The organism is Aedoeadaptatus coxii (genome assembly GCF_001553115.1).
GTDB classification, from domain to species: domain Bacteria; phylum Bacillota; class Clostridia; order Tissierellales; family Peptoniphilaceae; genus Aedoeadaptatus; species Aedoeadaptatus coxii.
Genome location: NZ_KQ960182.1, coordinates 187,363 through 210,479 on the forward strand (window position 1 = coordinate 187,363; position 23,117 = coordinate 210,479).

General features: G+C 45.7%; 27 protein-coding genes. 1 reads left to right on the forward strand and 26 read right to left on the reverse strand.

Annotated features, from left to right (window positions below; all coding sequences use genetic code 11):
* Window position 1: 1 nt before the first annotated feature.
* The 11 genes from plsY to HMPREF1863_RS07830 form a co-directional block, all read right to left on the reverse strand.
* Window positions 2–586 (reverse strand): glycerol-3-phosphate 1-O-acyltransferase PlsY, encoded by a 585-nt coding sequence (gene plsY / locus HMPREF1863_RS07780; protein ID WP_068369627.1) that lies wholly within the window; start codon window positions 584–586, stop codon window positions 2–4.
* A complete protein-coding gene (gene der / locus HMPREF1863_RS07785; RefSeq protein ID WP_068369629.1) occupies window positions 583–1,890 on the reverse strand; it encodes a ribosome biogenesis GTPase Der in 1,308 nt (435 codons plus the stop codon). Before der ends, plsY begins: the two co-directional genes overlap by 4 nt.
* A 146-nt stretch (window positions 1,891–2,036) precedes the next feature.
* Window positions 2,037–3,269 (reverse strand): serine hydroxymethyltransferase, encoded by a 1,233-nt coding sequence (gene glyA / locus HMPREF1863_RS07790; RefSeq protein WP_232300141.1) that lies wholly within the window; start codon window positions 3,267–3,269, stop codon window positions 2,037–2,039.
* Between the two features lie 18 nt (window positions 3,270–3,287).
* Window positions 3,288–3,836: a DUF6648 family protein gene (locus HMPREF1863_RS07795; RefSeq protein ID WP_157065105.1), complete on the reverse strand. Its 549-nt coding sequence runs from the start codon at window positions 3,834–3,836 to the stop codon at window positions 3,288–3,290.
* Between the two features lie 122 nt (window positions 3,837–3,958).
* Window positions 3,959–4,384 (reverse strand): hypothetical protein, encoded by a 426-nt coding sequence (locus tag HMPREF1863_RS07800; RefSeq protein ID WP_068369637.1) that lies wholly within the window; start codon window positions 4,382–4,384, stop codon window positions 3,959–3,961.
* Window positions 4,385–4,400: 16 nt separating this feature from the next.
* On the reverse strand, window positions 4,401–5,306 hold the full coding sequence (locus tag HMPREF1863_RS07805; RefSeq protein ID WP_269746521.1) for a tRNA modification radical SAM protein MnmL/YtqA: 906 nt from the start codon (window positions 5,304–5,306) through the stop codon (window positions 4,401–4,403).
* A gap of 10 nt (window positions 5,307–5,316) precedes the next feature.
* The gene (locus HMPREF1863_RS07810) at window positions 5,317–5,643 is read right to left on the reverse strand and encodes a DUF1292 domain-containing protein (RefSeq protein WP_068369643.1); all 327 of its coding nucleotides are present in this window, start codon (window positions 5,641–5,643) and stop codon (window positions 5,317–5,319) included.
* A 2-nt stretch (window positions 5,644–5,645) separates the two neighbouring features.
* Window positions 5,646–7,085, reverse strand: coding sequence for an aminoacyl-histidine dipeptidase (locus HMPREF1863_RS07815; RefSeq protein ID WP_068369646.1), 1,440 nt, complete (start codon window positions 7,083–7,085; stop codon window positions 5,646–5,648).
* Between the two features lie 45 nt (window positions 7,086–7,130).
* Entirely contained in the window at window positions 7,131–7,622 is a 492-nt protein-coding gene (gene msrA / locus HMPREF1863_RS07820; protein WP_068369650.1) for a peptide-methionine (S)-S-oxide reductase MsrA, read from the reverse strand.
* Window positions 7,623–7,630: 8 nt separating this feature from the next.
* Window positions 7,631–8,968 (reverse strand): GTP pyrophosphokinase, encoded by a 1,338-nt coding sequence (locus tag HMPREF1863_RS07825; RefSeq protein WP_068369655.1) that lies wholly within the window; start codon window positions 8,966–8,968, stop codon window positions 7,631–7,633.
* 112 nt (window positions 8,969–9,080) lie between these two features.
* Complete coding sequence (locus HMPREF1863_RS07830; RefSeq protein WP_068369658.1) at window positions 9,081–9,830, reverse strand: peptidylprolyl isomerase; 750 nt, start codon at window positions 9,828–9,830, stop codon at window positions 9,081–9,083.
* A gap of 310 nt (window positions 9,831–10,140) precedes the next feature.
* On the opposite strand from HMPREF1863_RS07830, the gene glmS reads away from it, so the two are divergent.
* Window positions 10,141–11,961, forward strand: coding sequence for a glutamine--fructose-6-phosphate transaminase (isomerizing) (gene glmS / locus HMPREF1863_RS07835; RefSeq protein WP_068369661.1), 1,821 nt, complete (start codon window positions 10,141–10,143; stop codon window positions 11,959–11,961).
* Between the two features lie 70 nt (window positions 11,962–12,031).
* Here the strand turns inward: glmS and HMPREF1863_RS07840 are convergent, their stop codons facing one another.
* The 15 genes from HMPREF1863_RS07840 to HMPREF1863_RS07910 form a co-directional block, all read right to left on the reverse strand.
* Complete coding sequence (locus HMPREF1863_RS07840; RefSeq protein WP_068369663.1) at window positions 12,032–12,994, reverse strand: S-layer homology domain-containing protein; 963 nt, start codon at window positions 12,992–12,994, stop codon at window positions 12,032–12,034.
* A 129-nt stretch (window positions 12,995–13,123) separates the two neighbouring features.
* Window positions 13,124–13,648, reverse strand: coding sequence for a histidine phosphatase family protein (locus HMPREF1863_RS07845; RefSeq protein ID WP_068369665.1), 525 nt, complete (start codon window positions 13,646–13,648; stop codon window positions 13,124–13,126).
* Window positions 13,645–14,373 carry an adenosylcobinamide-GDP ribazoletransferase gene (gene cobS / locus HMPREF1863_RS07850; RefSeq protein ID WP_068369667.1) on the reverse strand — a complete coding sequence of 243 codons (729 nt, stop codon included), beginning with the start codon at window positions 14,371–14,373 and terminating at the stop codon, window positions 13,645–13,647. Before cobS ends, HMPREF1863_RS07845 begins: the two co-directional genes overlap by 4 nt.
* Window positions 14,370–14,897 (reverse strand): bifunctional adenosylcobinamide kinase/adenosylcobinamide-phosphate guanylyltransferase, encoded by a 528-nt coding sequence (cobU, locus tag HMPREF1863_RS07855; RefSeq protein WP_068369669.1) that lies wholly within the window; start codon window positions 14,895–14,897, stop codon window positions 14,370–14,372. Before cobU ends, cobS begins: the two co-directional genes overlap by 4 nt.
* Window positions 14,894–15,964 (reverse strand): nicotinate-nucleotide--dimethylbenzimidazole phosphoribosyltransferase, encoded by a 1,071-nt coding sequence (gene cobT, locus HMPREF1863_RS07860; protein WP_068369670.1) that lies wholly within the window; start codon window positions 15,962–15,964, stop codon window positions 14,894–14,896. The genes cobU and cobT overlap by 4 nt, the downstream gene beginning before the upstream one ends.
* Window positions 15,954–16,214 (reverse strand): cysteine-rich small domain-containing protein, encoded by a 261-nt coding sequence (locus HMPREF1863_RS07865; protein WP_068369672.1) that lies wholly within the window; start codon window positions 16,212–16,214, stop codon window positions 15,954–15,956. Before HMPREF1863_RS07865 ends, cobT begins: the two co-directional genes overlap by 11 nt.
* A complete protein-coding gene (gene cobK, locus HMPREF1863_RS07870; RefSeq protein ID WP_068369675.1) occupies window positions 16,183–16,938 on the reverse strand; it encodes a precorrin-6A reductase in 756 nt (251 codons plus the stop codon). The genes HMPREF1863_RS07865 and cobK overlap by 32 nt, the downstream gene beginning before the upstream one ends.
* Window positions 16,935–17,663, reverse strand: coding sequence for a precorrin-3B C(17)-methyltransferase (cobJ, locus tag HMPREF1863_RS07875; protein WP_068369679.1), 729 nt, complete (start codon window positions 17,661–17,663; stop codon window positions 16,935–16,937). The genes cobK and cobJ overlap by 4 nt, the downstream gene beginning before the upstream one ends.
* Window positions 17,660–18,637: a cobalt-precorrin 5A hydrolase gene (locus HMPREF1863_RS07880; protein ID WP_083508578.1), complete on the reverse strand. Its 978-nt coding sequence runs from the start codon at window positions 18,635–18,637 to the stop codon at window positions 17,660–17,662. The genes cobJ and HMPREF1863_RS07880 overlap by 4 nt, the downstream gene beginning before the upstream one ends.
* Complete coding sequence (cobM, locus tag HMPREF1863_RS07885; RefSeq protein ID WP_068369685.1) at window positions 18,634–19,386, reverse strand: precorrin-4 C(11)-methyltransferase; 753 nt, start codon at window positions 19,384–19,386, stop codon at window positions 18,634–18,636. Before cobM ends, HMPREF1863_RS07880 begins: the two co-directional genes overlap by 4 nt.
* A complete protein-coding gene (gene cbiT / locus HMPREF1863_RS07890) occupies window positions 19,383–19,883 on the reverse strand; it encodes a precorrin-6Y C5,15-methyltransferase (decarboxylating) subunit CbiT (protein ID WP_198142734.1) in 501 nt (166 codons plus the stop codon). Before cbiT ends, cobM begins: the two co-directional genes overlap by 4 nt.
* A 25-nt stretch (window positions 19,884–19,908) precedes the next feature.
* Window positions 19,909–20,508, reverse strand: a complete 600-nt coding sequence (cbiE, locus tag HMPREF1863_RS07895) for a precorrin-6y C5,15-methyltransferase (decarboxylating) subunit CbiE (RefSeq protein ID WP_068369691.1) — start codon at window positions 20,506–20,508, stop codon at window positions 19,909–19,911.
* Window positions 20,505–21,560: a cobalt-precorrin-5B (C(1))-methyltransferase CbiD gene (gene cbiD, locus HMPREF1863_RS07900; protein WP_068369694.1), complete on the reverse strand. Its 1,056-nt coding sequence runs from the start codon at window positions 21,558–21,560 to the stop codon at window positions 20,505–20,507. Before cbiD ends, cbiE begins: the two co-directional genes overlap by 4 nt.
* Window positions 21,557–22,177, reverse strand: a complete 621-nt coding sequence (locus HMPREF1863_RS07905) for a precorrin-8X methylmutase (RefSeq protein WP_068369697.1) — start codon at window positions 22,175–22,177, stop codon at window positions 21,557–21,559. Before HMPREF1863_RS07905 ends, cbiD begins: the two co-directional genes overlap by 4 nt.
* The gene (locus tag HMPREF1863_RS07910) at window positions 22,149–23,108 is read right to left on the reverse strand and encodes a pyridoxal phosphate-dependent aminotransferase (RefSeq protein WP_068369700.1); all 960 of its coding nucleotides are present in this window, start codon (window positions 23,106–23,108) and stop codon (window positions 22,149–22,151) included. The genes HMPREF1863_RS07905 and HMPREF1863_RS07910 overlap by 29 nt, the downstream gene beginning before the upstream one ends.
* Between the last annotated feature and the right edge of the window lie 9 nt (window positions 23,109–23,117).

The following is a 23,117-nucleotide window of genomic DNA, read 5'->3' on the forward strand; positions in this document are numbered from 1 at the left end:
ATCAACCTCCCACTTTATTCTCTGTTCCTTCTCTTATGCGTTGTATGTTGCTGCGATGGCGAAGGAAGCCGAGAATCCAAACGAGTACGATAGCAAGCACATTCCATGTGCTACCTCTCCAAGAAAAAATCATTAAAATCGACACGACGGAAAGAAATGCCAAAGAACCTAAACTTACATAGCGGCTAATTTTCCCGGTCAAAATACCGCCTACAGCGGCAATGGCTACATATAGCGGCGCAATGGTACCCCATGCGCCGAAGGTTGTGGCGATGCCTTTTCCGCCGCGAAAGCCTAAATAAAAGGGGTAATCATGACCCAGTACGACAAAAAGTGTTGCGAAGAGACGAATGGATTCGTCGAGCATAGGCGCTACCCATAGCATGACCGCAACGCCCTTTAATACGTCGATGGCAAATGTCGTATAGCCTAATTTCTTGCCCATGACCCGTATAGCATTTGTCGTTCCGGCGTTGCCGCTCCCTTCCTTACGAATGTCTTTATGACGAAAGAGCATGCCCACAATGTAGGCGCCGGAAATGGTGCCGATCAAATAACATAAAAAGAAAAGTAGTGCCGTCTTCATCGGTTTTTAAGTTCCATAATAATGGGCACGCCGTCGAAACGATAGGCCGCACGAATTTGATTTTCCAGAAAGCGTAGATAGGTGAAGTGGAATAATTCCTTATCATTCACCGAAAGCACAAATTTCGGCGGACGGGCTGAAACCTGTGTGGCGTAATACAATTTGCCCCGCTTGCCCTTATCGCTGGGCGGCTGATTCATTAAGACCGCGCGGTTCATAATGTCGTTCAGCACACCTGTTTGTATGCGAAGCGAATAATTATTATTGACCACGTGAATAAGATCCAGAAGTTTCTTAACCCGCGTACCTTTTAATGCCGAAATGAAAATCATGGGGGCATAATTCAGGAAAGGAAGCTCTCGTCGAACCTCCGCTTCGAAATGTTTCATGGTGTAGGTATCTTTTTCCACGGCATCCCACTTATTGACGGCAATAATCATGGCCTTCTTGTTGTCGTGGGCGTAGCCTGCGATTTTGGAATCCTGCTCACTTATACCCTCTGTCGCATCTACGAGAAGCACGCAGACATCGGCAAGTTCGATGCTGCGTAACGTGCGTACGACGGAATAGCGCTCTACTTTTTCATTGATCTTCTTGCGCTTTCTAAGGCCGGCCGTATCGATTAAGACGTAATCCGTTTCTTCGTATTCGAAGAAAGAGTGAATCGAATCCCGCGTCGTGCCCGGAATATTCGTAACGATGGAGCGTTCTTCGCCTAAAATACGATTTACCAAAGAGGATTTCCCGGCATTAGGTTTGCCGATAAAGGCCACTTTAATTTCGTCACGATGGTCGTCATCGTCGACTTCAGGGAAAGATGCCACAGTGGCATCGAGTAGATCGCCGATGCCGCGAGATTGTTCGGCGCTGATAATAAAAGGTTCGCCGAGACCTAACTCGTAGAAATCGTACAAATGATCTCGAGCCAGTTTGGAATCCATTTTATTAATGACGAGGAGCACTTTTTTGCCGAAGCGACGAATGTAGTCCGCCACTTCTCTGTCCACTTCCGTTAACCCGTCTTTTCCGTCGACGAGAAAGAGAATGACCTCCGCGTTTTCTACAGCCACTTCCGCTTGGGCGATAATTTCAGGCATAAATACTTCGTCAGAAGAAGGATCCAGCCCACCTGTGTCGATTAATGTAAATTCGTGATTTAGCCACGTTGCCTTGGCATATATACGATCCCGAGTTACGCCGGGCGTATCTTCGGTTATTGAAATTTTTGATTGTGTCAGCACATTAAAAAGTGTGCTCTTCCCTACATTTGGGCGGCCTAAAATACAAACGATCGGTCTTTCCATTGCCGCTCACCTCCGCAATTTATTTTATCGTAGCCGTACGATTAAAGTTTTATCCATTACTGTTTATTATAACATCGCTAAATTAAGCTTTCAACGCAGGTTGAAAGACCGGCGCAAATGAAAAAGGACTCCTAAGAGTCCTTTCATTATTTGTATAGGGGAAACTTGTCGCAGAAAGTTTTGACGCGAGCTTTCGCTTCCGTGGAGTCGATGGATTTTTTCATAACATCGGCCATAATCTTTGCGACAAAGGCTGCATCTTCTTCCTTAGCGCCGATCGTCGTCATGGCAGGTGTACCGATGCGAATACCGCTGGTTACCATCGGGCTTTCGGGATCGAAAGGAATGGTATTTTTGTTGACGGCGAGACCGCTTTCGTTTAAAAGGGCTTCGGCCTCTTTACCCGTCATGTTCAACGAACGTACGTCGATGAGGAGCAAGTGATTGTCGGTGCCGCCGGAAACCAGATCGATGCCTTCTTCCAAAAAGACTTTTTCCATAGCCTTTGCGTTGGCAATAATTTGACCGCAATAGGTTTTAAATTCCGGTTGAGCTGCTTCATGAAAGGATACCGCCTTAGCTGCGATGACGTGTTCCAAGGGGCCGCCTTGTAGTCCGGGGAACACGGCCTTGTCGATAGTCTTGGCGAGTTCTTCTCTGCATAAAATCGCCCCGCCCCGTGGGCCGCGAAGTGTTTTATGAGTCGTGGTCGTTACCACATCGGCGTAGTCCACAGGGTTTTCGTGATAACCTGTGGCGACTAAGCCGGCAATATGCGCCATGTCCACCATAAAATAGGCGCCGCTCGCTTTTACGATATCCGCCATGCGCTTAAAGTCGATTTTTCGAGGATAAGCCGATGCTCCGCCGATGACGAGCTTCGGTTTGTATTCTTTAACGGCGTGTTCAAAGGCATCGTAATCGATGCGCTGCGTATCTTTATCCACGCCGTAGTCCACGACGTCAAAATATTTGCCCGAAATATTGACCGGGCTTCCGTGAGATAAGTGGCCGCCTTGACTTAAGTTCATACCGAGAATACGATCACCCGGTTTTAGTAAACCGAGGTATACCGCCATATTGGCATTGGCGCCGCTATGGGGTTGAACATTGGCGTGATCCGCTCCGTAAAGAGCCTTCAAGCGATCAATTGCCAATTGCTCCACTTGATCCACCACTTCACATCCGCCGTAATAGCGCTTCCCGGGGAGTCCCTCGGCATATTTATTAGTGAGCGGAGATCCCATCGCTTCCATGACGGATTTCGAAACAAAATTTTCCGATGCAATCAGTTCGATATGGGATTGCTGACGCTCCGTCTCTTTTTGAATAAGTTCATAAATTGCAGGATCGCTCACCTGTAAATTTTTGTAATCCAAAGTACCCCTCTCTTCCATTTAGTAACTGTCGTTAATGTAACTATCGATTATTGAACGCTTCTTCTCCTTGTGAAACACATTGTGATCGCAGAGGATTTCGTATATGCGTTTCGATTTTGAGTGCAAAATATACTCGGGGTAATCGACAAACACGATTTCAAAGAGTTGATCTTCCAATTTTTTATTTTGGCAATGAATGAAATAGCCGTAAAGAGCATCGTAATTCATGAATTTAAGGATATCCAGAATCGTCTCGTCTTTTTTACCGTAGTATTTTTCCGCGAGAGACAAATAGTGGGTGTAGTCCCTCTTAGAGCGTCGGCAATGCTTCACTTTTCGCGCCTCCATGCGATAGTGTTTCGCCAAGGCATTGTAATACTGATAGTTGAAGATCCCCTTCTCCAAGCGGTCTACGATAAAAAAAGGACGTACATTGCAATTATCGATGTCTTTTAAATTGGACTTTAAAAACTCTTTTTTATTTAAATCACCTCGCTCGTACGCGCGAATCAACGCAAGGCGTCGTTCAATGAAATGTTGAAACCACTTATCGCATATTGGCTCCATTAGTATACTGTCATCAGAAAAAGGCATTGATCAGTACCGGTAAAAGCATAGCAATACATAAAATAATGGCAATCACGCGGACGATGTTTTTGTTTGACTTCATACGATCCCCTGTCTAAAACCTATGCTTCGAGAGAAACTTCTTCACAAAATTCTTTTAAGCTGTCCGGCATTTCGCTTTCTACATAGTCCACATTAATGTAAACTTTGCAGTTTTCAACTTTAAGTGCTTCCAAGCGTTTGGTAAGGTCTTCCAAGTCTTCAATGGTAAGATCGATGACTTTGTAAATGCCGTCGACGTAAATTTTTTGTAAATCATAGTCCATGGCGAGCATACCGCAAATAAAGCCGTAGAAATGATCCAGTGTGGTTAAACCGTAATTAGTTGCATTAATAAGACGTACATTGTAATCGAGACTGAAAATGTGATCGTCGTCTACTTCTACAAAGGCAATGTTTCCGTTGCCGCCTTCGTGATCTTCATTTGCATGATCGATAAGCCATTTTGTTTTACCTGCGCCTTTTGCTCCTAAGATGTAACGAATCATGATTATCTTCCTTTCTTTACCGGAACAAGCGACCTTGTCGCCTGCCTTCCCGTTCCATGCGACGAATGATTTCATCGCGTATATAAAACCAACTACGGCCCCAATTGGCGAAGAGAACATTCTCTTCGGGAGCCCTTCCAAGCATTCTTCCGATCACCATTTCGGGATCGAGATGCTCCAAAAACATAATGACCCTTTCCATGAACGATTCCATTTGTATCGGTTGAAATTCACCTGAACGATATAATTCGGCAAGTTTCGTTCCCTTGGGAACGTAAAGGTTATGAATTTTAACCTCGTCGGATCGAACACGGTTTAAAAGCTTTGCGCCTTCTACAATATCCTCGTCATCGTCCCAGGGCAGATCCAAAATCATATGGGTCGATAAGCGAAAGCCTCTTTCCTTTAAGTGACAAGCGCCGCGACGATAGTCTTCTACACTGTGGCCTCGATTTAAAAGGGCGAGAGTCTCGTCGTTAGCCGATTGAAGACCCAGTTCAAACGTCACATTGTCTGCGCCGAATAAAGTTTCCGCGCAATCAAGGTATTCGTCTCCCAAACAATCGGGCCGCGTCGAAATGGATACGCCGAGAGGATGTTCAAGGGCAATCTCCTCCAAACTTTTTCGAAAGTCTTCGATTGGAAGATAGGTGCCCGTGAAATTTTGAAAATAAGCGATAAAGCCCTTCGCTTTGTAGCGCTTGGCGATACGCTCTTTGTTCTGGCGATATTGCTCTCTTATACTTCCCTGAACCCAGTCGAAACTTCCGCCTTCCTCGCCACAAAATATACAGCCTCCCCTTCCCTTGGTACCGTCCCGATTAGGGCAGGTACCTTTTAAGTGAATGGGGATTTTGTAAACTTTCATACCGTAGGTTTTTTGCGAATACGCTCCGTAACTTAGATAAGGTAACGTCGTAATAGTGAACTCCCTACTCGTCGTCTTCGTCTGCGTAGAGGGCTTCGAATTCGTCGGCTACTTTATTGAAGTAGTCTTCATCTTCGATAAAAACGAGTTCCAAATCATCGTCACCGACTTCATTGTATTCGTAAAGAAGTACCGACGCATCTTCATCGACTTCATCGCCGTCAAGAGGCATAAGGGCAATATAATCTTTTTCTTCGAAGGGGAAAATGCCGATAACGGCACATTCCAATTCGCTGTCATCATCTAAGGTAAGGGTAATGACTTCTACTTCTTCGTTGTGGTGATCGTGACCACAGTTGCAGTCGTGATCGTGATGGTGTTCGTGGCTCATAATTATCCTTTCAGTTCTAATAATTTCAAAAGATAGTTAAATATCTTTTCCGTCGATTGAATCGATAAGTTTTCTCCGGGTGCATGGACGCCGTCCATATCCGGGCCGATGGAAATCATATCCATCTTAGCGATACTGTCTTGTAGAATACCACATTCCAAGCCGGCGTGGATCATTTCCACCGTCGGTTCATCGCCTGTAAGGTCTTTCCAGATTTTAACGGCTTTCTCTCTTAAGGGAGATTCTTCGGCGTATTCCCAGGGTTTATAGGCCGAAAGCTTTTCAAATACGCCGCCGTTTACTTCCGCCGCCGTACGATTCTTCATGGCAATTTCCAGAATCTTCGTTTCCACATCGCTTCGAATTTGAGAAGAGAAAGCGAAAGTGTCGTCGGAGCTGATAGCAGCGCCGATATTGGTGGAAGATTCTACCAAGCCTTCGATTTTTTTGCTAAAGGTATTGACGCCGTTCGGCGTGGTAACGAGGTAATTTAGAATACCGTCGGAAACTTTTCGGGTCAACACTTTTTGAGAAGGCGCTTCCGTAATGGTCAAATGTGCGTTCGGATCAGTGGCAATGTATTCGCTCTTAATAATGTCCGCCGCTTCGTTTAAAGCCTTTACGACGCCGTCGATTTCCTCGCTTTCGAGAGCGATAACAGCTTCGGCATCTTGAGGTATGACGTTGGGTCGGGAGCCTCCGTGGAAGTCGGCTATATCGAAGTCGTGATGTTCATAGGCCATTTTTAAGATTCTGGCTAAAAGTATAATTGCGTTTCCCCTGGCTTCTTGAATGTCGCTTCCGGAGTGTCCGCCGCGCAGACCGCCGAGTTCCACTTTCAGGAATGTAGCTTTTTCTGTTTCTTTGAATTCTTTTTGGAAGACGACATTGTTAATGAGTCCGCCGGCACAACCGACGGTAATAATGCCTTCTTCTTCCGAGTCGATATTGATTAAACGGCGACCTTGAAGGTGTTCGCCTTCCAATTCATGGGCGCCGGTCATATTGGTTTCTTCATCAACAGTGATTAAACATTCGAGCGCCGGATGGGGATAATCGCCGTCTAATAACGCGAGCATCATCGCAATGGCGATGCCGTCGTCTGCGCCGAGTGTCGTGTTCTTGGCGATAATGCGATCCCCTTCGACGACCGCTTCAATGGGGTCGGAGCAGAAATTGTGTTCATAGCCCTTTATCGCGCCGCAAACCATATCCATGTGGCCCTGCAAAATCGTAATCGGTTCTTCTTCATAACCTTTCGACGCAGGCTTTTTAATAATAATGTTATTGACGTGATCTTGAATCACTTCGAGCTTGCGATCAAGAGCCCACTGTTTCAAATAGTTGCTGATTTGTTCTTCATTTTTGCTGCATCGTGGAATATCCGTAATGTCGGCAAAAAACTTGAGTACGGGAGAATCTCCCTTTAATCCTTTTATCACAATATCACCTCTTCTTTATCTTACACGAAAAGACGAAACTCGTCATTACTTTTCAACTTTATCGGGCAAAGGAATATGGCAATAGCCGCCCGGATTTTTTTGAAGATAACGTTGATGGTATTCTTCCGCCGGCCAGAAATTATCCAAAGGCTCCACCTCCACCCAAATTTTTCGCGTCGATTGTTTTTGACGGTCTTCTTTATCTTTTAAGAACAAAGCTTTTCGTTCATCCCCAGGCTCGTAATAAATTCCCGTGCGATACTGTCTGCCGATGTCCATTCCCTGCCTGAAATAGCTGTAGGGATCGATAATGGAGTAGAAAATATTCAAAAGCTTTTGTGTGGGCAAAATCCTTTCATCGTATTCAATTTTAACGGCCTCGGCGGCTTTACTCTTTCCCGCACAAACCTCTTCATAGCTCGGGTGATCGATATTGGAGTTCGCGTAACCCACCTGCGTTTCCAGGACACCCTCGGTTCGTTGAAAATATTCTTCGAGTCCCCAAAAGCAGCCTCCTGCCAAGACAATGTTTGCCATAATACCTCCTAATGTCTGAGCATGCGCTCAATGCGCTCTCGATTGTCCTTAAAGTCATTAAAGGTATTGATGTTTCTGAAAAATTGCGCCATGGTGTGGCGAGATTGTTTGAAACACCCCTCGGTTAGATTGTCAAACGACGGGTCGCTTTCAAAATTACTTGCTAAACAATCCAAAACAAAGCTCTCGATGACACTAAATTCTTCCTCGCTAAAGGAATCTTTTTTAATTTCGGTTTGAATTGTTTTTATAAGTCTTTTTTCCATATATCGGAAAAATTCTTCGAAATCACTTCTCGGATCATTTTGCTCCATGGCCGTAACGATTTTAAAGAATAGGCTCCAGCTAAAATCCCTATTGAGCACGTCGTAAACGGCACTTCCCACTCGGGAAGTAAAATCCGTTGAAAAAATCGGTCGTCTGTCGAGAACTACTAACTCCTCTACATTAAAACTGTCTTGTTCAATAGTGTTTACGCGATTAAGGAGACGAATGAAGTTTTCGCCGTCGTCATAATCCAAAAGATAGTGGTTTTTATAAACGAGATAATCGACGGCAATATCGGAAATGTCGTTTAAATCGACGACAAAGCCTAAATCCTTTCGCACCCATCCAATGAAAATGTCGTGAATGATTTTTGAAAGCAAACTCTTTACCTGATTGTGATTGGTGACGGCAGCTGAAGAATCCATATCATTCACGTGTTCATAAAGTATTTTCAGCTGGCGGTCGATCATGGCGAGGTTGTCTTTAATAGAGTGCATAATGTCTTCAAAGAAATCTTCCGTAAGCATGTAGTTAAAGTTTTTATAGAGCACTTTGTGATCAATTTCGCCCCAGAATACATTGACCAGAGACTTGATTTGGAGCTCAAACTTTAATTTAAAACCTTCATCTACGATGTAACCGTCGATTTTATAAATCCCGAACCCGTTTTTCTGCAACATAGGTTGGAAGGTATCCAAGTTCAAATATATGTGTTTATGTCCCGGCGAGCGGTAGTAACCGTCCCCCGCCGGAATATTAAACTTTTCTAAAATAGCCCGATAAATTCCCACCTCGTCGTCTGTAAATCGACACTCGATTCTAAGACCGACAATATCCTGAATGGCAAACATCATTTTAAGGGGGCTATCGTAGTACATGTAAAAATTATTGCGTATAATTTTTTCGCGTAAGGAGTTCGGAGACTTGATCCGAGAGTTTACGGCCAGGAAGCTGTCCATATCGCCGAATTCCACGACGAAGAAATTCTCCAGCTCGCGGTTTAAGGCGACGATGTGATCCATTTTGATCTTTAAAAGTTCCGTGGCGCGATCGATAAACGCGAATAAATCTTGTTCCATTAAAATGTCCTCCTGATAGTCTATATTATAACATACTATTTCGAAAACGCTCTCACAGCAAAATCTAAGATCACATTTGAGCACACAAAAAAAGTGGCCGAAGCCACTTTCTTTATTTTCTTACGACATTGTATTTCTTTTCAAGGCCATTTACTTTTTCCAAGTATTTTTCTTGTTGTTTACGACGGGTAATTTCCATATTGATTTCGCTCTTTACTTCATCGTAATCGCGAACGACTTCCGGCTCGCTGCCGATGCGTTTAATAATGTGGTAACCGAATTGCGTTTTAACCGGTTCGGAAATGGTGCCGTCTTTCATGGCGAAAACTTTTTCGTCGAATTCGGGAACCATTTGACCGCGACCGAAACTGCCGAGGTCGCCGCCTCTTTCGCTGGAGGGGCAGGTGGAGTGTTCTTTGGCGAGTTCTTCAAAATCAGCGCCTTCATCTAATTTTTGCGCGATTTCCTTTGCCTTGTCTTCGTTGTCCACTAAAATATGAGCGGCATGAACGGATTCGGGCTTTTTAAAGAACTGTTTGTTTTCGTCATAAAAAGCTTTCGTTTCGTCGTCGGAAACTTCCACGCCTTCAATGGCTTTGGAGAAGTTGTAGGATTTTAATAAGGAACGTTTCGTATCTTCAAACACCTTCTTAAATTCTTCTTCTTCATCCATTTTATTGTCGAGGGCATCTTTTAATAAAAGCTCTTGGCGAATCAATTCGTCCAATACGTGTTTTTTACCTTCTTCCCCTTGGAATTGCATAGCCATTTGGGGATTCATGCTCTTTAAATAAGCATCGACGTCGGATTCGTGAATGTCCATTCCGTCTACCGAAGCAAGTACTTTATTTTCTTCTGTCATGTCAACCTCCTATGTTGAATAAGTGATCTTTTCGGAAAATCATATCAATTTATGATAACAAGACCGAGGGAAAGCGTCAAGATTCCCTTTATTTAACCTTTTATCAGACTATGATATAATACAAGATACTAAACTAAAATGATGGGGAGAAGACGATCAAGCGCCAGCACCTATATGGTGGACGAGGAATGAAGTGATCGAAATCATCGGCGGATGCTTCATAGGTCTGCAACCTTAGTATTGTACAAAACATCGGGCAACCGTTGCACAAAATCAATACGGCAGCTCCCCCTCAAATAAGGAGGATATTATGTGTGGAATTGTAGCATTTAACGGCTCGAAAAATGCGGAAGAACGTATTATTCAAGGCCTTGAAAAATTAGAGTATCGCGGGTACGACAGCGCAGGTATTGCCGTCATCGACGACGGAAAGCTTTGCGTCACAAAAGCTGCGGGCCGATTGGGCGCTCTCGAAGAAAAGCTTGAAAAACACCCGTTAAAGGGCAATGTGGGTATCGGACACACCCGTTGGGCTACCCACGGCGTCCCGACGGAATCCAATGCCCACCCTCATGTAAGCAGCGACGGAAAAATAGCCGTCGTACACAACGGGATTATTGAAAATTTCCAAACCTTAAAAGATGATTTGATTAAAAAAGGCTTCACTTTCAATTCGGATACCGATACGGAAGTGGTCGCCAATTTAATTGCGTCTAAGTTTAAAGGCGATTTAAAAGCGGCTGTCGAAGAATCCATAAAAGAACTGACCGGTACTTTCAGCTTGGCGGTTCTATCCGGTGATGATCCCGAAAAGCTTATCGTCACACGTCGCGAATCCCCGTTAATTTTGGGACTTTGTGACGACGGCATTTTTGCCGCATCGGATGTTCCCGCTCTTCTCGCCTATACGCGCGATGTGATTTATCTTGAAAACGACGATGTGGTCACCATTGACGGCGAAGGCTACCATATTTTTAACGGAGGAAAACCTGTAGAACGCCCCGTTAAAAAAGTGGAATGGAGCATGGAAAGTGCCGGAAAAGAAGGATTCGATCACTACATGCTCAAAGAAATTTACGAGCAACCGAAGGCGATTAAAGATTGTTTGCGCCGTAAAGTAACCGACGGCTTTATCGATCTTAAGGATCAATCCTTTACAAAAGAAGAACTTGAAGGTTTCGATCACATTTATATTTCCGCTTGCGGCACAGCCTTCCACGCTTCTCAAGTGGGTAAGCGCGCCATAGAAGATGCTATCGGCAAAGAAATTACCGCCGATATCGCTTCGGAGTTCCGCTACAATATGAAATTCTTAAATGAAAAGAGTCTACTCATCGTCGTGAGCCAATCGGGCGAAACCGGCGACACCCTCGCCGTCCTTCGGGAAGCGAAACAACGAGGCGCTAAAGTCCTCGCCATTACCAATGTGGTAGGCTCCAGCGTAGATCGCGAAAGCGACAAGGTCCTCTACTGTGATGCGGGCCCGGAAATTTCCGTCGCCAGTACCAAGGCCTATTCCACTCAGCTTTTAAGTCTTTACCTCTTGGCATTAGACTTCGGCTATAAATTGGGAACATATTCTAAAGACGATGTCAAAAAAGCCATCGATACTTTCGAATCCGTTCCCGAAAAAATCGAAACCATTTTGAAAGACATCGACACTCTCGATCCTATTGCCGAGCGGCTATCGAAACATCATGCGGTCTTCTATTTAGGACGGGGCATCGATTATTTAAGCGCCAAAGAAGGTGCATTAAAGCTTAAGGAAATTTCTTATATTCATGCTCAATCCATGGCGGCCGGCGAATTAAAACACGGCTCCATCGCCCTTATTGAAGAGGGCGTTCCCGTAGTGACCATTATTACCCAAAGTGATCTTGCGGAAAAGAGTATCTCCAATATTAAAGAAGTTAAATCTCGCGGCGCGTATACCATCGTCATTACCGACGAAGAAGGCTCCCAATTCGACGAAGTCGCCGACGCCACCATACGCGTTCCGCCAATCGACGACTTGTACGCCCCTATCCTCGCCGTTCTTCCTCAACAAATCCTCGCTTACAAAGTAAGTAAGCTTTTAGGGAACGACGTGGATAAGCCTAGAAACTTGGCGAAGTCCGTAACGGTAGAATAATCTTACAAACATACAAAATGCCCCTCGATCTGCAAAAGTCGAAGGGCATTTTTTATCTTCAGATTTAGTTTTATTTTTCAGAATTTACAAAGTGGTAAATTCGTTCTCCCAACACGACGCCTTGTTCTCTCGAGGCGTTGGTTAAAGGTCTAAAGGTATTGTCATTATAGCCTGAAAAGACGTTCATACTTTGTAAGCTGTATACCGGCTCGACGGCGTAGCGTTTGATTTGATTGTGATCCTTAAAGGGTTTTTGTACTGTACTGTTTCCTTCTATATGGAGAACTTTGAGGAAACGACTGAGGATCGCCGCCATATCTTGACGAGTGATCTTTGCATTGGGATTGAATTTTCCATTTCCCGTGCCGCTTACGATCCCCAAACGGCTCGCAATAGTTACCGCTTCATTGTTGGTATCTTTAAACGGACTCTTCCCTGCCACCAAATGAACGCGACTGACTTTTTCGTAAACGCGGACGATCACTTCCGTAAATTCCTGACGGGTAATGTCTTTTTTCATATCGGCCTTAACGGATGCGGGGATAAATCCATTTTTTCCCGCCGAGGTGAGTTCCTCCATGGACCATTCGCTGGCGTTGGAGAATCCTGGACGAAAACCTACGGCAACGGGCACGCTGTAAGCGCTGGTTTCTTTACCGCAGGTATAGCGTACACGGAAGCTGTAAAGATTACTCTTAATGTCCACCGATGTAAAGTCTGCCAAGGCATTTGAAGGAATGTCGATCTTTACGTTCTTGATCTCTTTTTTCTTCAAATGACCTGCAAGCACTTGCCCCTTCGTCGAGGACCAGGGTTTATAATTTACTTTTCCGTCGATTTCATAGCTTACAACTTTTCCCTCGCTTAATTTTTTTTGAACCCAACCGGGGTTTTGCCATGCCATTTCAAAGCGATCGTAAACTCCGTTTGCGTTTTTCTTAAGTTGCACGGAAACAAGTTGCGGATTCTCGTAACCTGCAGCAAAAGCACCTGTGCAGGTAAACAACATAAGTACCGTTAAAATACTTGCCATTAATTTTCTCTTTATATGTTTCAATTTAAAACTTCCTTTCTCTAAGTCATAGAAACTATAGCAGAAAGGAAGGTTAGGAAAAAGTATATCTTTGAATTTGTAACAAAATTGAAACCATTTTAAGCCACGTTAAATCGTTACAATTTCAAGGTTTTCAATTTTATAATCGAAAAAATGACGGATATCCCCCGACGATACGCAGCGTACGGCACGAATAAAACCGTCGTGGCTTACGTAAAGAGTATCGTCTCGAGCCGTTGAAAGAAAGTTTGCCGCACGATCGTAAACTTCTTCGAGGCTCTCCCCTTGCGGCGGACCGTTCGTAAAAGGATCGTCGATCCATGGCTGTAAGGCATCGCCGTAAATAGCGAAAGCTTCTTCAAACGTTTTGTTTTCCAAGACGCCTAAATTGATTTCGTAAATTTCGCGATTGATGGTAACGGGAAGATGTAATTCATTGCCGATACATTTCGCCGTTTCCCTCGTTCGCAGGTAAGGACTCGCCACTATCGAACGGATATTAAGATCCCTCACAGTATTAGCAATGTCGTGAATTCGCTTCGGATCTATGGGCAGAATAGGTTCGTCTTTTCCTGCGTAATATTTTTTCACATTGGCTTCGGTTTTCCCGTGGCGCATCATATAAATGGTCATGCCATCCACCCCCCATAAATAAGCAGCAGCAAGAGGGTGGAAAGTTCCATAATGGCGCCGTATACATCCCCTGAGACGCCGCCGATTTTTTTCATCGACACTCGGCTGAAAAAGTAGCTGAACAAAAGAGCAACTATTGGAAATAAAATCATTTGCGGCTTACGAATGATCAATATAGCGCCAGACAACATGACCCATTGAAAAATATAGGATAGAGGTTTACTCTTTTGCTTAAAAAAATTCCCCAATGTCGAGGACGTCGCTGTGGGAAAGAAATAAATAGAAAACAATACGCCTATACGCGACGACGCCAATAATATGGCTAAGTTTACGGGGCTTATCATAACGGAGGAAAAGACCGCGTACTCGCCGAGTAATAGGAAGACGAGGGCGACGACGCCGTATGTGCCGATGGTGGAATCGTGCATAATTCGGAGGGTCTCATCACGATCGCGATAGGACAAAAAGCCGTCGGCGGTATCGGCGAGGCCATCGAGGTGGAGTCCGCCATTTAATAAATACAGAACCATAAGGGCGACAAAACCTGAAACCTGTGGCGCAATGGGGAAGGTAATGTTTTGAGCGCAGCCTACGAGAAAACCCATAAATGCCGAAATAAATGGAAACCAAAATAAACTTTTCCCCGCTTCCGACTCGTTAAAATTCGTTTCATAGGGAATGGGAAATCGCGTTAAAAATTGAAGGGCCAGAAAAAAGCTGTTCATTTAATCTTCACCGGAATTCCCGACACGACGAGGTACACTTCCTCGGCGCTCGAGGCTGAAAATTGATTGACACGCCCTTGAATATCACGAAAGGCACGAGAAAGGGGATGCATGGGTACGATGCCGCTCCCCACTTCATTAGTAACGAGAACGAGCTCCCTATTTTCTCTTTCGCAAACATCGCAGAGTTCCTTTAATTCCGCCTTAACGTCGTCTTCCACTTTTTGCAGGGACTCTTCCCCAAGTTTTTCCCCTGCGTCATAAAGATAATTACTGATAAGGACGGTGACGCAATCGAGAAGAACGGCGTCGACTATGGGAAGTTTTGTCGCGAGATTGCGATCCCCTTCCAGCGTGTGCCAATGATCGGGTCTTCTCGCCCGATGTTTGGCAATGCGCTCGTTCATCTCGTCATCATCGGATGTTCGTGCCGTAGCAATGTAACAGACTTCGTCAAAATCTTTCATTAAGGATTCGGCGAAAGTGCTTTTGCCGCTTCGTGCGCCTCCCGTTATGAGCTTCATTTTTTCCCCCTTAAACTAACTAAGCGATTCGGATCGATGGCATTGTCTGCTATAGAACCCATGCCGGTCATACACGCAATGGCCGTTTCTAACAGTTGAAAAAAGAGCGGACAACCGCTTCCCTCTCCGAGACGCATGGCGAGATCTAAACTCGGCTCCATTTTAAGTGCGCGAAACAATACATTCGATGCCTTTTCAGCACTTTTATGGGAAACAAAAAGATAATCTCGTACATGCTCATTAAGTTCAATGGCAACGAGAGCCGCCACACCGGAAATAAGGCCGTCGACGACGACGGGTACACGATAATAAGCGCCGGCAATAAAGACGCCGACGATGCCCGCAATGTCAAACCCGCCGATGGAAGCCAGTATGTCGATCGTGTCGTTTTCAGGAGAAAGTCTTTTCAACGCCCTCTCGACCACGCGGAGTTTTTTGTCGTGTTGTACGTCGCTAATGCCTGCGCCGTATCCTACGCAATCTTCAATCGGCGCCGACGTCATGGCGGCGAGAAGTGCCGATGACGTGGTGGTGTTGCCGATGCCCAGCTCACCCGTTCCTAAAATGGAGGAGCCATTTTTTATTTCCTTTTCGGCAATGGCGATGCCCATGTCGATCGCCCGAATGGCTTCTTCCCGTGTCATGGCGTTTTCTACGGAAATATTTCCGCTCCCCTCACTTATAACGCCGTCGATAATTCCTTCTTCCCTCTCCATAGTCTTGAGCATTCCCATGTCCACAATACATAAATCGGCGCCCACGTGGCGGGAAAGGGCGGCGACCCCCGTTTCTCCCCGTGCCATGGCATTGGCGAGCATTTGCGTAAACTCTTGGGGAGACGAACTGATATCTTCCGCTACCACACCGTTATCGCTACACATTACGATAATCGATTTTTTTGAAAGAGAGGGAATCTTTCGACCTTGTATTCCCGCAAGGCGAATGGTCATCTCTTCCAACTTTCCCAAAGAACCGATGGGATGGGTTCGTTTATCCCAATATTTTTCGGCTTCTTCCATGCTTTTCTTGTCGGCCGGAATAATGGCTTCGAGATACTCATTCAGCATGCGTTTTTTTCCTCTTTTCGATTTCCTCTCGCAGTCTGTCGTTAATATAATCGTAACCCTTAACCGTGTGAGGAATGAAACAATTCGAGCAATCTTTTACGCCGCCGACATACTGAAAATTGCCGCCGCATTCTCTGTCTAATAAATAAAGAGGGCAATAGCAAAACATGCAGTTAAAATCCCCTTTATATTCGTGGCAGGGGAAATATTTACAGTCCCTATTGGTGTAAAAGCGATAGGAGTATTTCATTGGAAATCCTTTCCGTAATAGCCGACAGCTCGTCGAAATCGTAGCCTTCTTCCCCTTCCGTGGAAATGACGAGGGATGTCATGTTCAAATCTTTGGCCACATTTATTTTTTCGTAAAATCCGGAGCCTTCTCCGCTGTTTTTCGTCACTAAGTAATCGGCTTCGGCATGTTTAAAAAGGGCGTAATTCATAGCGTAATCGAAGGGCCCGAGCATAGCCACCATATCCTTCATCTCCACGCCCGCCTCTCTTAATATATGGATGCTCTTTTCCGACGGAATTATGCGATAAATATGGCGGTTCTCTCCTCGCGCCGATTGAAACAAATCACTGTGTTTGGAACCTGTCGTAAAATAAAAGGTGCCTTTGTGTTTGGAAATATACTCGGCACAGGAAGCATAATCTTTAAATAGGATGTCGCCGCCTTCGCCGAGAGGGCGTAGATGTCGATAATAAGGAATCGCACATATTTCGGCAGCGCCCCTTCCTTCCTTCGAAACGATCTTCGCAAAGGGATGGCTCATGTCGATTACGGCGCAAATATCGTGATCTTTAATAAAGTCCACCATGCCGTTTTTATCCATGGAGCCGATGTGAACTTCCGCTTCTTCAGGAAGAAATTCCAGACTTTCCTCGGTCACGACAGAGACAATATAGGTACGAGGATCTAGCGTCTTGGCGAGACGCACACCTTCCGAGGTGCCGCCGATGATCCACATTTTCATAATTCGTAGCCTCTCGGCGTAATCATATAGCCGTTTTCCACATAGGTCGTCTTGTTGCCGACGATAACCATGGTCTTCATATCTATTTTCTCGTAATCTATCGTATCGATGGTGGCGAGGGTGATTTCTTCCCCTTCCCGACAGGCGTCTTTTACCACGGCAACCGGTCGATCGCCGGAAAAGCCTTCTTCTTTTAAAATGGCAAAGGCCTTTTCCAAATAATCCGCTCTTCCCTTGGACCTGGGATTATAGAAACTGATGACGAAATCGCCGCGCGCCGCCAAACGTACGCGCTCCATAATAAGCTCGTAGGGCGTCATTAAGTCGGAAAGGCTAATGGTCGCCGAATCGTGCATAATAGGCGCCCCTACGCGAGAAGCCGCCGCAAAATTGGAGCTAATGCCGGGAACGACTTCGATCACTATATCTTCTTTCGACGCCATCTGTAATATTGGCCCCGCCATGCCGTAAAGCCCGGCATCGCCAGTGGAAATAATGGAAGTGGTGATCCCGGATTTTGCAAGATCGATGGCCTTTTGACAGCGCTGAATCTCTGATTTCATGCCCGTGGAATAACACTCTTTCCCCTCCGTAAAATCCTTTACATAGTCCAAATACGGCGTGTAGCCGACGATGGCCTCGGAATCTTTGAGACAGTCCGCCATGTGCGTAGTGAAATGCTCTTTTCCTCCAGGACCGATGCCGATAATGTATAGTTTCCTCACTTTATTTCCTCCGTTACGCTTAAAGTTAAACCTGAAGACGATACTTTTTCCACGAGTAATCGCTCGCCGCCCATAAGGGCCGCCGGGCAGGACACGGCTTTTACGCCCACAGTTTGTTTTACAAAATCACTACCGCCGCAGAAAGATTCCTTTTTGGAAAGGGTCTTTGCATCATACACATTTAATGGAATAGCCGCCGCTTTGCAAAAGGTTTTAATGGATTCTTCGTCGCCTTTAATATCGATGGTATGGGCAACCGATATTGCCCGTAAATCCCATCCGTTTTCCACAAAAGTCTTTTCGACAAGAGCCGTTAAATCTTCAACCTTCGTCCCCTTTTTTGAGCCGATTCCAAGATGAAGTACCTTCGGGATTAACTGAAGGCCGTCGTCCATACAAAGGGCATCGTAAGATACGACGATACCCTTGCGTTCGAGAGCTTCTTCAATAGAATGTGCTTGAACTATATGGGGATAATCCGGCCGAACGTTCCTCTCGGAATAAAAATAGACCGGCTTGCCCGACACCATGGCCGCCGCAATTTCTTTCATGCGCTTCATATCGGCGATGACATAATTATTTTCTTTTGCAAAAAGATCGATGGAAGTGTAGCCCAAATGATCGGATGCCGTCGTAATAATGGGCACGGCGCCGATTATTGCCGCAATCTCTCTAGCGAAATCATTGGCACCACCTAAGTGGCCGCTTAAAACCGAAATGACGTATTGTCCGGTAGGATCGATGACGACCACCGCAGGATCCTTACGCTTGTCGCGAAGGACGGACGCCAAATACCGCACGGCGATGCCAACCGCCCCGATAAAAATAATGCGATCGTATGTGTTGAAAATTGCCTCGAAATCTTCCTTCGACACATTGTTTCCGAAATTCTTCCCGTATAGATCGTATTCGGATAAATGGCGAGCGGCCAACTCCGCTCCCTGTGGTGAAAAAACTAATACCGCCGCTTTCACTGTACGCCCTTTCGAAAATCCGTGGAAAAATGTTTGTCGTAAAGTTTGCTCTTTTCGTAATCTCCCTTTAAAAAATCGCCTACGAGAATTTGAGCATGCTTCGTAATGCCCTCGGCTTTCACATCTTCTACGACATGCTCCAAGGTGGAGCGTATAATTTTTTCATCCGCCCAGCTCGCCTTGTAAACTACGGCAATAGGCGTCGTCGGTTCATAAGATGTTAAAAGATCCTCTACGAGAGAAGGAATTTGTCCTGCGGAAAGGAAAATGCACATGCTGGCGCGGTGGGTTGCGAGAGAAGGAATAGATTCCTTTTCCGGAACGAGGGTTCGCCCTGCTTTACGGGTTAGAATGACTGTCTGGCTCACGCCCGGCAGGGTAAGTTCCCTTTCGATAGAGGCAGCCGCCGCAGAAAAGGAACTGACGCCGGGCACCACCTTGTAGGAAATACCCATTTCCTCTAGAGCGTCCATTTGTTCCTGAATGGCGCCGTAAACGCTGGGATCTCCCGTATGAAGACGCACTACTTTTTCTTTACGTGAATCGGCGATGCGCATAACGTCGAGCACCTCATCCAAATGCATAGTGGCACTGTTGAAAAATCGAGCGCCTTCTTTTGCAAAATTTAAATGGGCGGAGTCCACAAGACTTCCGGCATAAATGATGACATCAGCTTCTTCGATTAACTTTCTTCCTTTTACGGTAATGAGATCCACATCCCCCGGGCCCGCTCCCACAAATGCAATCATCTTTTAATTCCTTTCAATAAAAAGACGCCGTTTTCCGCGCGCAAAATTCCGATTTTATCTTCTCGCGACACGGCGATATGTTTTACCGTCATCTCATATCCTTTTTCCTTTAAAAAGCGCCGCATGGTTTCCACATTTTGAAGGGTCACAAAATTTCCGCATAAAATTCCACCTGTTTTTAAGTGACCATGGCTGTAATTCAATATCTCTCTCAAATTTCCCCTGCTTCCGCCGATGAAAATGCGGTCATAGATTTTGTCGCCAAGGGAATCCGGTGCCTTCCCCGGTAAAATAGTAAGATCCACTCCGAAGCGCTCTCCGTTTATAGCGATTAAATCCAGCGCTTCCTCGTTACATTCCGATGCCGTCACATGGCAGCCGAGGGATGCGGCAGCGATGGCAATGGAGCCCGTGCCCGATCCGATATCGAGAAAATCCATGCCTGAACTTAAATCAAAGTCCGCCATAGTAAGAGTACGTACCTCCGATTTCGTCATAGGAACTTTTCCCCTTATATAATCTTCATCCTTCATCCAATGCAAGCTCAATCACCCCTAATGCCAAATCGCCTTCAATGGCGAAACTTTCGCCAATAGCTTTCGTCTCCATCATTTCATTGTCGTAGGAAAGATAACTGGCGCCGTGGATCATTCCCTCTGCGCCTTTTTCTTTTAAGTCGGCGGAAAGTTCCGTCAGGGAATAATGTTTATCCAGTAGTACGCAAGAAATCTTTTGTCGCAAAAGGAAATCGACATTTTTCTCCCTGCCGTGAAAAGAATAAAATGTCATACTATCCCATGGAATTTGCAACTTCGATGCAGCATACTGCATGCTGCTGATCCCCGGTACGACGCGATGGATGTTCATACCGCGGCGCTTTAGTGTAGCGGCCAAACCGTAAAACAGAGGATCGCCACTTACGACGACGGCGAGATGATCGTCACCGACGGCTTCTTCCGCTTCACTTATGCGTCGGATTTCAACGATATCGTCGCGAATAAATGCCAAACTTTCCTTTAATCGGGGAAAGGCTACGACACGATCTGCCGATTGAATGGCCTCAATGGCATCGAGGGTCATGGAGCCACGGCTTCCCGGTCCGGCCCCTACTAAGGTAATCATGATAAATCCTCCATGGTATAAATCTTCCCGTGAATGTCCATATCCTCTCGCTTTAAATAGCGTTTAACACGCTCCTCGATTCCCCGCTCCATTACCTCTAAAATGTCGCCGTAGCCCTCTTCTCGGCAACGGATAAGGGCACGTTCCGCCGTAACTTCTTTTTCCACGGATTCAATAAATTCTCTCGGCGCATTCATCTTAAATAAGTAATAAGCCAGCGACTCCATACGGCCGTCGGCGACGGCGGAGTGGGTTTGAAAAATACCGATGGCGAGTTTGGCCATTTTCCCAATATGACCTAAGACGATAATCTTTTGAAATCCCTTGTCCCGTGCAAGACACAAAGCGTCGCCGAAATAATTGGATACTTGTACCACTCGATCATTTTCGTAATGTTTTTTAGCGTAGTTTTCGCCGTAATGTCCGGGCGTCAACACAATGCTCTTCACGCCGAGATGTTTTAAGGACTCCAACTCCATATTGATCGTCGCCACATAGGCATCTTTACTCATGGGCCGCACGAGACCGCTCGTTCCCAAAATGGAAAGGCCGCCGACGATTCCCAGCCGAGGATTAAACGTCTTTTTCGCCAAAGCTTCTCCCTCGGGAATATTGATTTCGATGGCGATGCCCTCGCCTTTATGCTCCTCTAAAATTTTCTTAATTTCTTTTTTCGGCACGGGATTAATAGCCAGTTCTCCCGCCGTTCCAAATAAACTGTCTTCGGTAAAAACGCCGACGCCCATACCTTTCCGCCAGGTAATCTTTCCATCCTCGGTCTTTTCCACAGTGACCTGCAGTTCCATGCCGTCGGTAATGTCGGGATCGTCGCCGCTATCTTTTATAACGGAATAGGTGGCGCGCTCATGGGTTCGCGAAATTTCCCTCGTTTCGATGGCGAGAACATCTCCCGCCGGAACCTGCACGCGAACGAGATCGACGGTCTCCCCACTTTCGAGAGAGGTAATGGCAGCTTGTGTCGCCGCCACGGCGCACGTGCCCGTCGTATAGCCCATGCGCATGGATTTTCCGTCGACGATGGTAGATCTCATCGTCCGACGACCTCGTATAAAAGAGCGTTTAAAATCGAGGCCGCTACATTGGATCCTCCCTTGGTTCCCAATGTTCGAATGTAGGGAATATCGTAGTTGCCTATAGCATCTTTCGATTCCTCGGCGCCGACAAAACCGACGGGCACGGCGATGACGAAATCGGGCTCTACTCTCTCCTCATCGATCAACTCCAACAAGCGGAAAAGTGCCGTAGGCGCATTGCCGATCATAAAAGCTTTACATCCCTTCTCTACCGCTTTTTCCAATGCGACGATGCTCCGCGTCGTTTTCCGAGATTTAGCCTCTTCCGCCACATCCTCGTCGGAAATAAAGGTCATAAGTTCACAGCCGCTGGCTTCCAGAGCTTTTTTATTCACACCTGCACGGCCCATATTTGTATCCGTATAAATGGGCAAGCCGTTTGATATAGATACTTTTGCCGATTCAATAAACTTCGGATGAAAATCAATTATAAAGCGATAATCTACATCTCCTGTGGTGTGGATCATGCGCATGACAATGGGAAGTTCCTCCGGCTTAAATTCAACATCTTCCATATAAGCTTCGATTAAATCCATTGAGGTCATTTCAATTTCCTTCGGTTGCTTGATGTACATGGGCTGCACTCCTTTCCAATGATTTCCATGCGTCGATAAATTGATTGTTCTCTTCTATTTTCCGAACGGCAATGCGAATATAATCTTTTAAAACAGCATCGGAATAGGTTCGTACCAATATTCCTCTTTCCAATAAAAAGTTAAAAGCATATTTTGTGGAAATAGTCTTTAATTCAATCAGGATAAAATTCGCCTCACCTTTAAAAGCCTTGCCGACTGCTGAACTGTTCACAGCTTCCAATAACCGTACCCGTTCCTCGGCAACGTAGCGTTTCGTGTTTTTAAAATAATCGTCTAAATCCTCTAATACCTGCCCCGCTTCCGACGCCATACAGTTCACCGTCCAGGGCAATTGGCGTGCTTCAAACTCTTCTTTTAATTTATGGGGCATACCGGCGAATCCTAATCGTACGCCGGCCAAAGCGGCGCTTTTTGTGGCGGCACGGACTTTTATCATACGTGGATATGATAGCCCAAAGGAAGGGTTTACATTTGGTAAGTCGACGAAATCGATAAATGTCTCATCGATTAATAAATACCCGTCATTGGATTCCACCGCATGATATATTTTTTCGATTTCATCATTTTTAAGCACATAGCCCGTTGGATTGTTGGGGTTGGTTAAAATCGTGAGAACGCCGCCAGGCATATTACGAATAAAGTCGTCGACAGAAAGGCGAAATGGCGGATCCATGTGAAAACGACTGACGGTTTTCCCCTCGTTTTTTACAATTTTCTCATATTCGTTAAAACACGGCTCGGCGATGTAAATGCCGGGGAACATTCGAATACAACCATCGATAATTTCCATGGCTCCGTTTCCTACGACGAGGTTCTTTTCATCGCAGCCCATAAATACCGCGAGAGATTTCTTCAATGCGCGATAATAGCGATCGGGGTAACGATCCGCTGATCCCAGCGCATTTTTCATGGCCCTGTT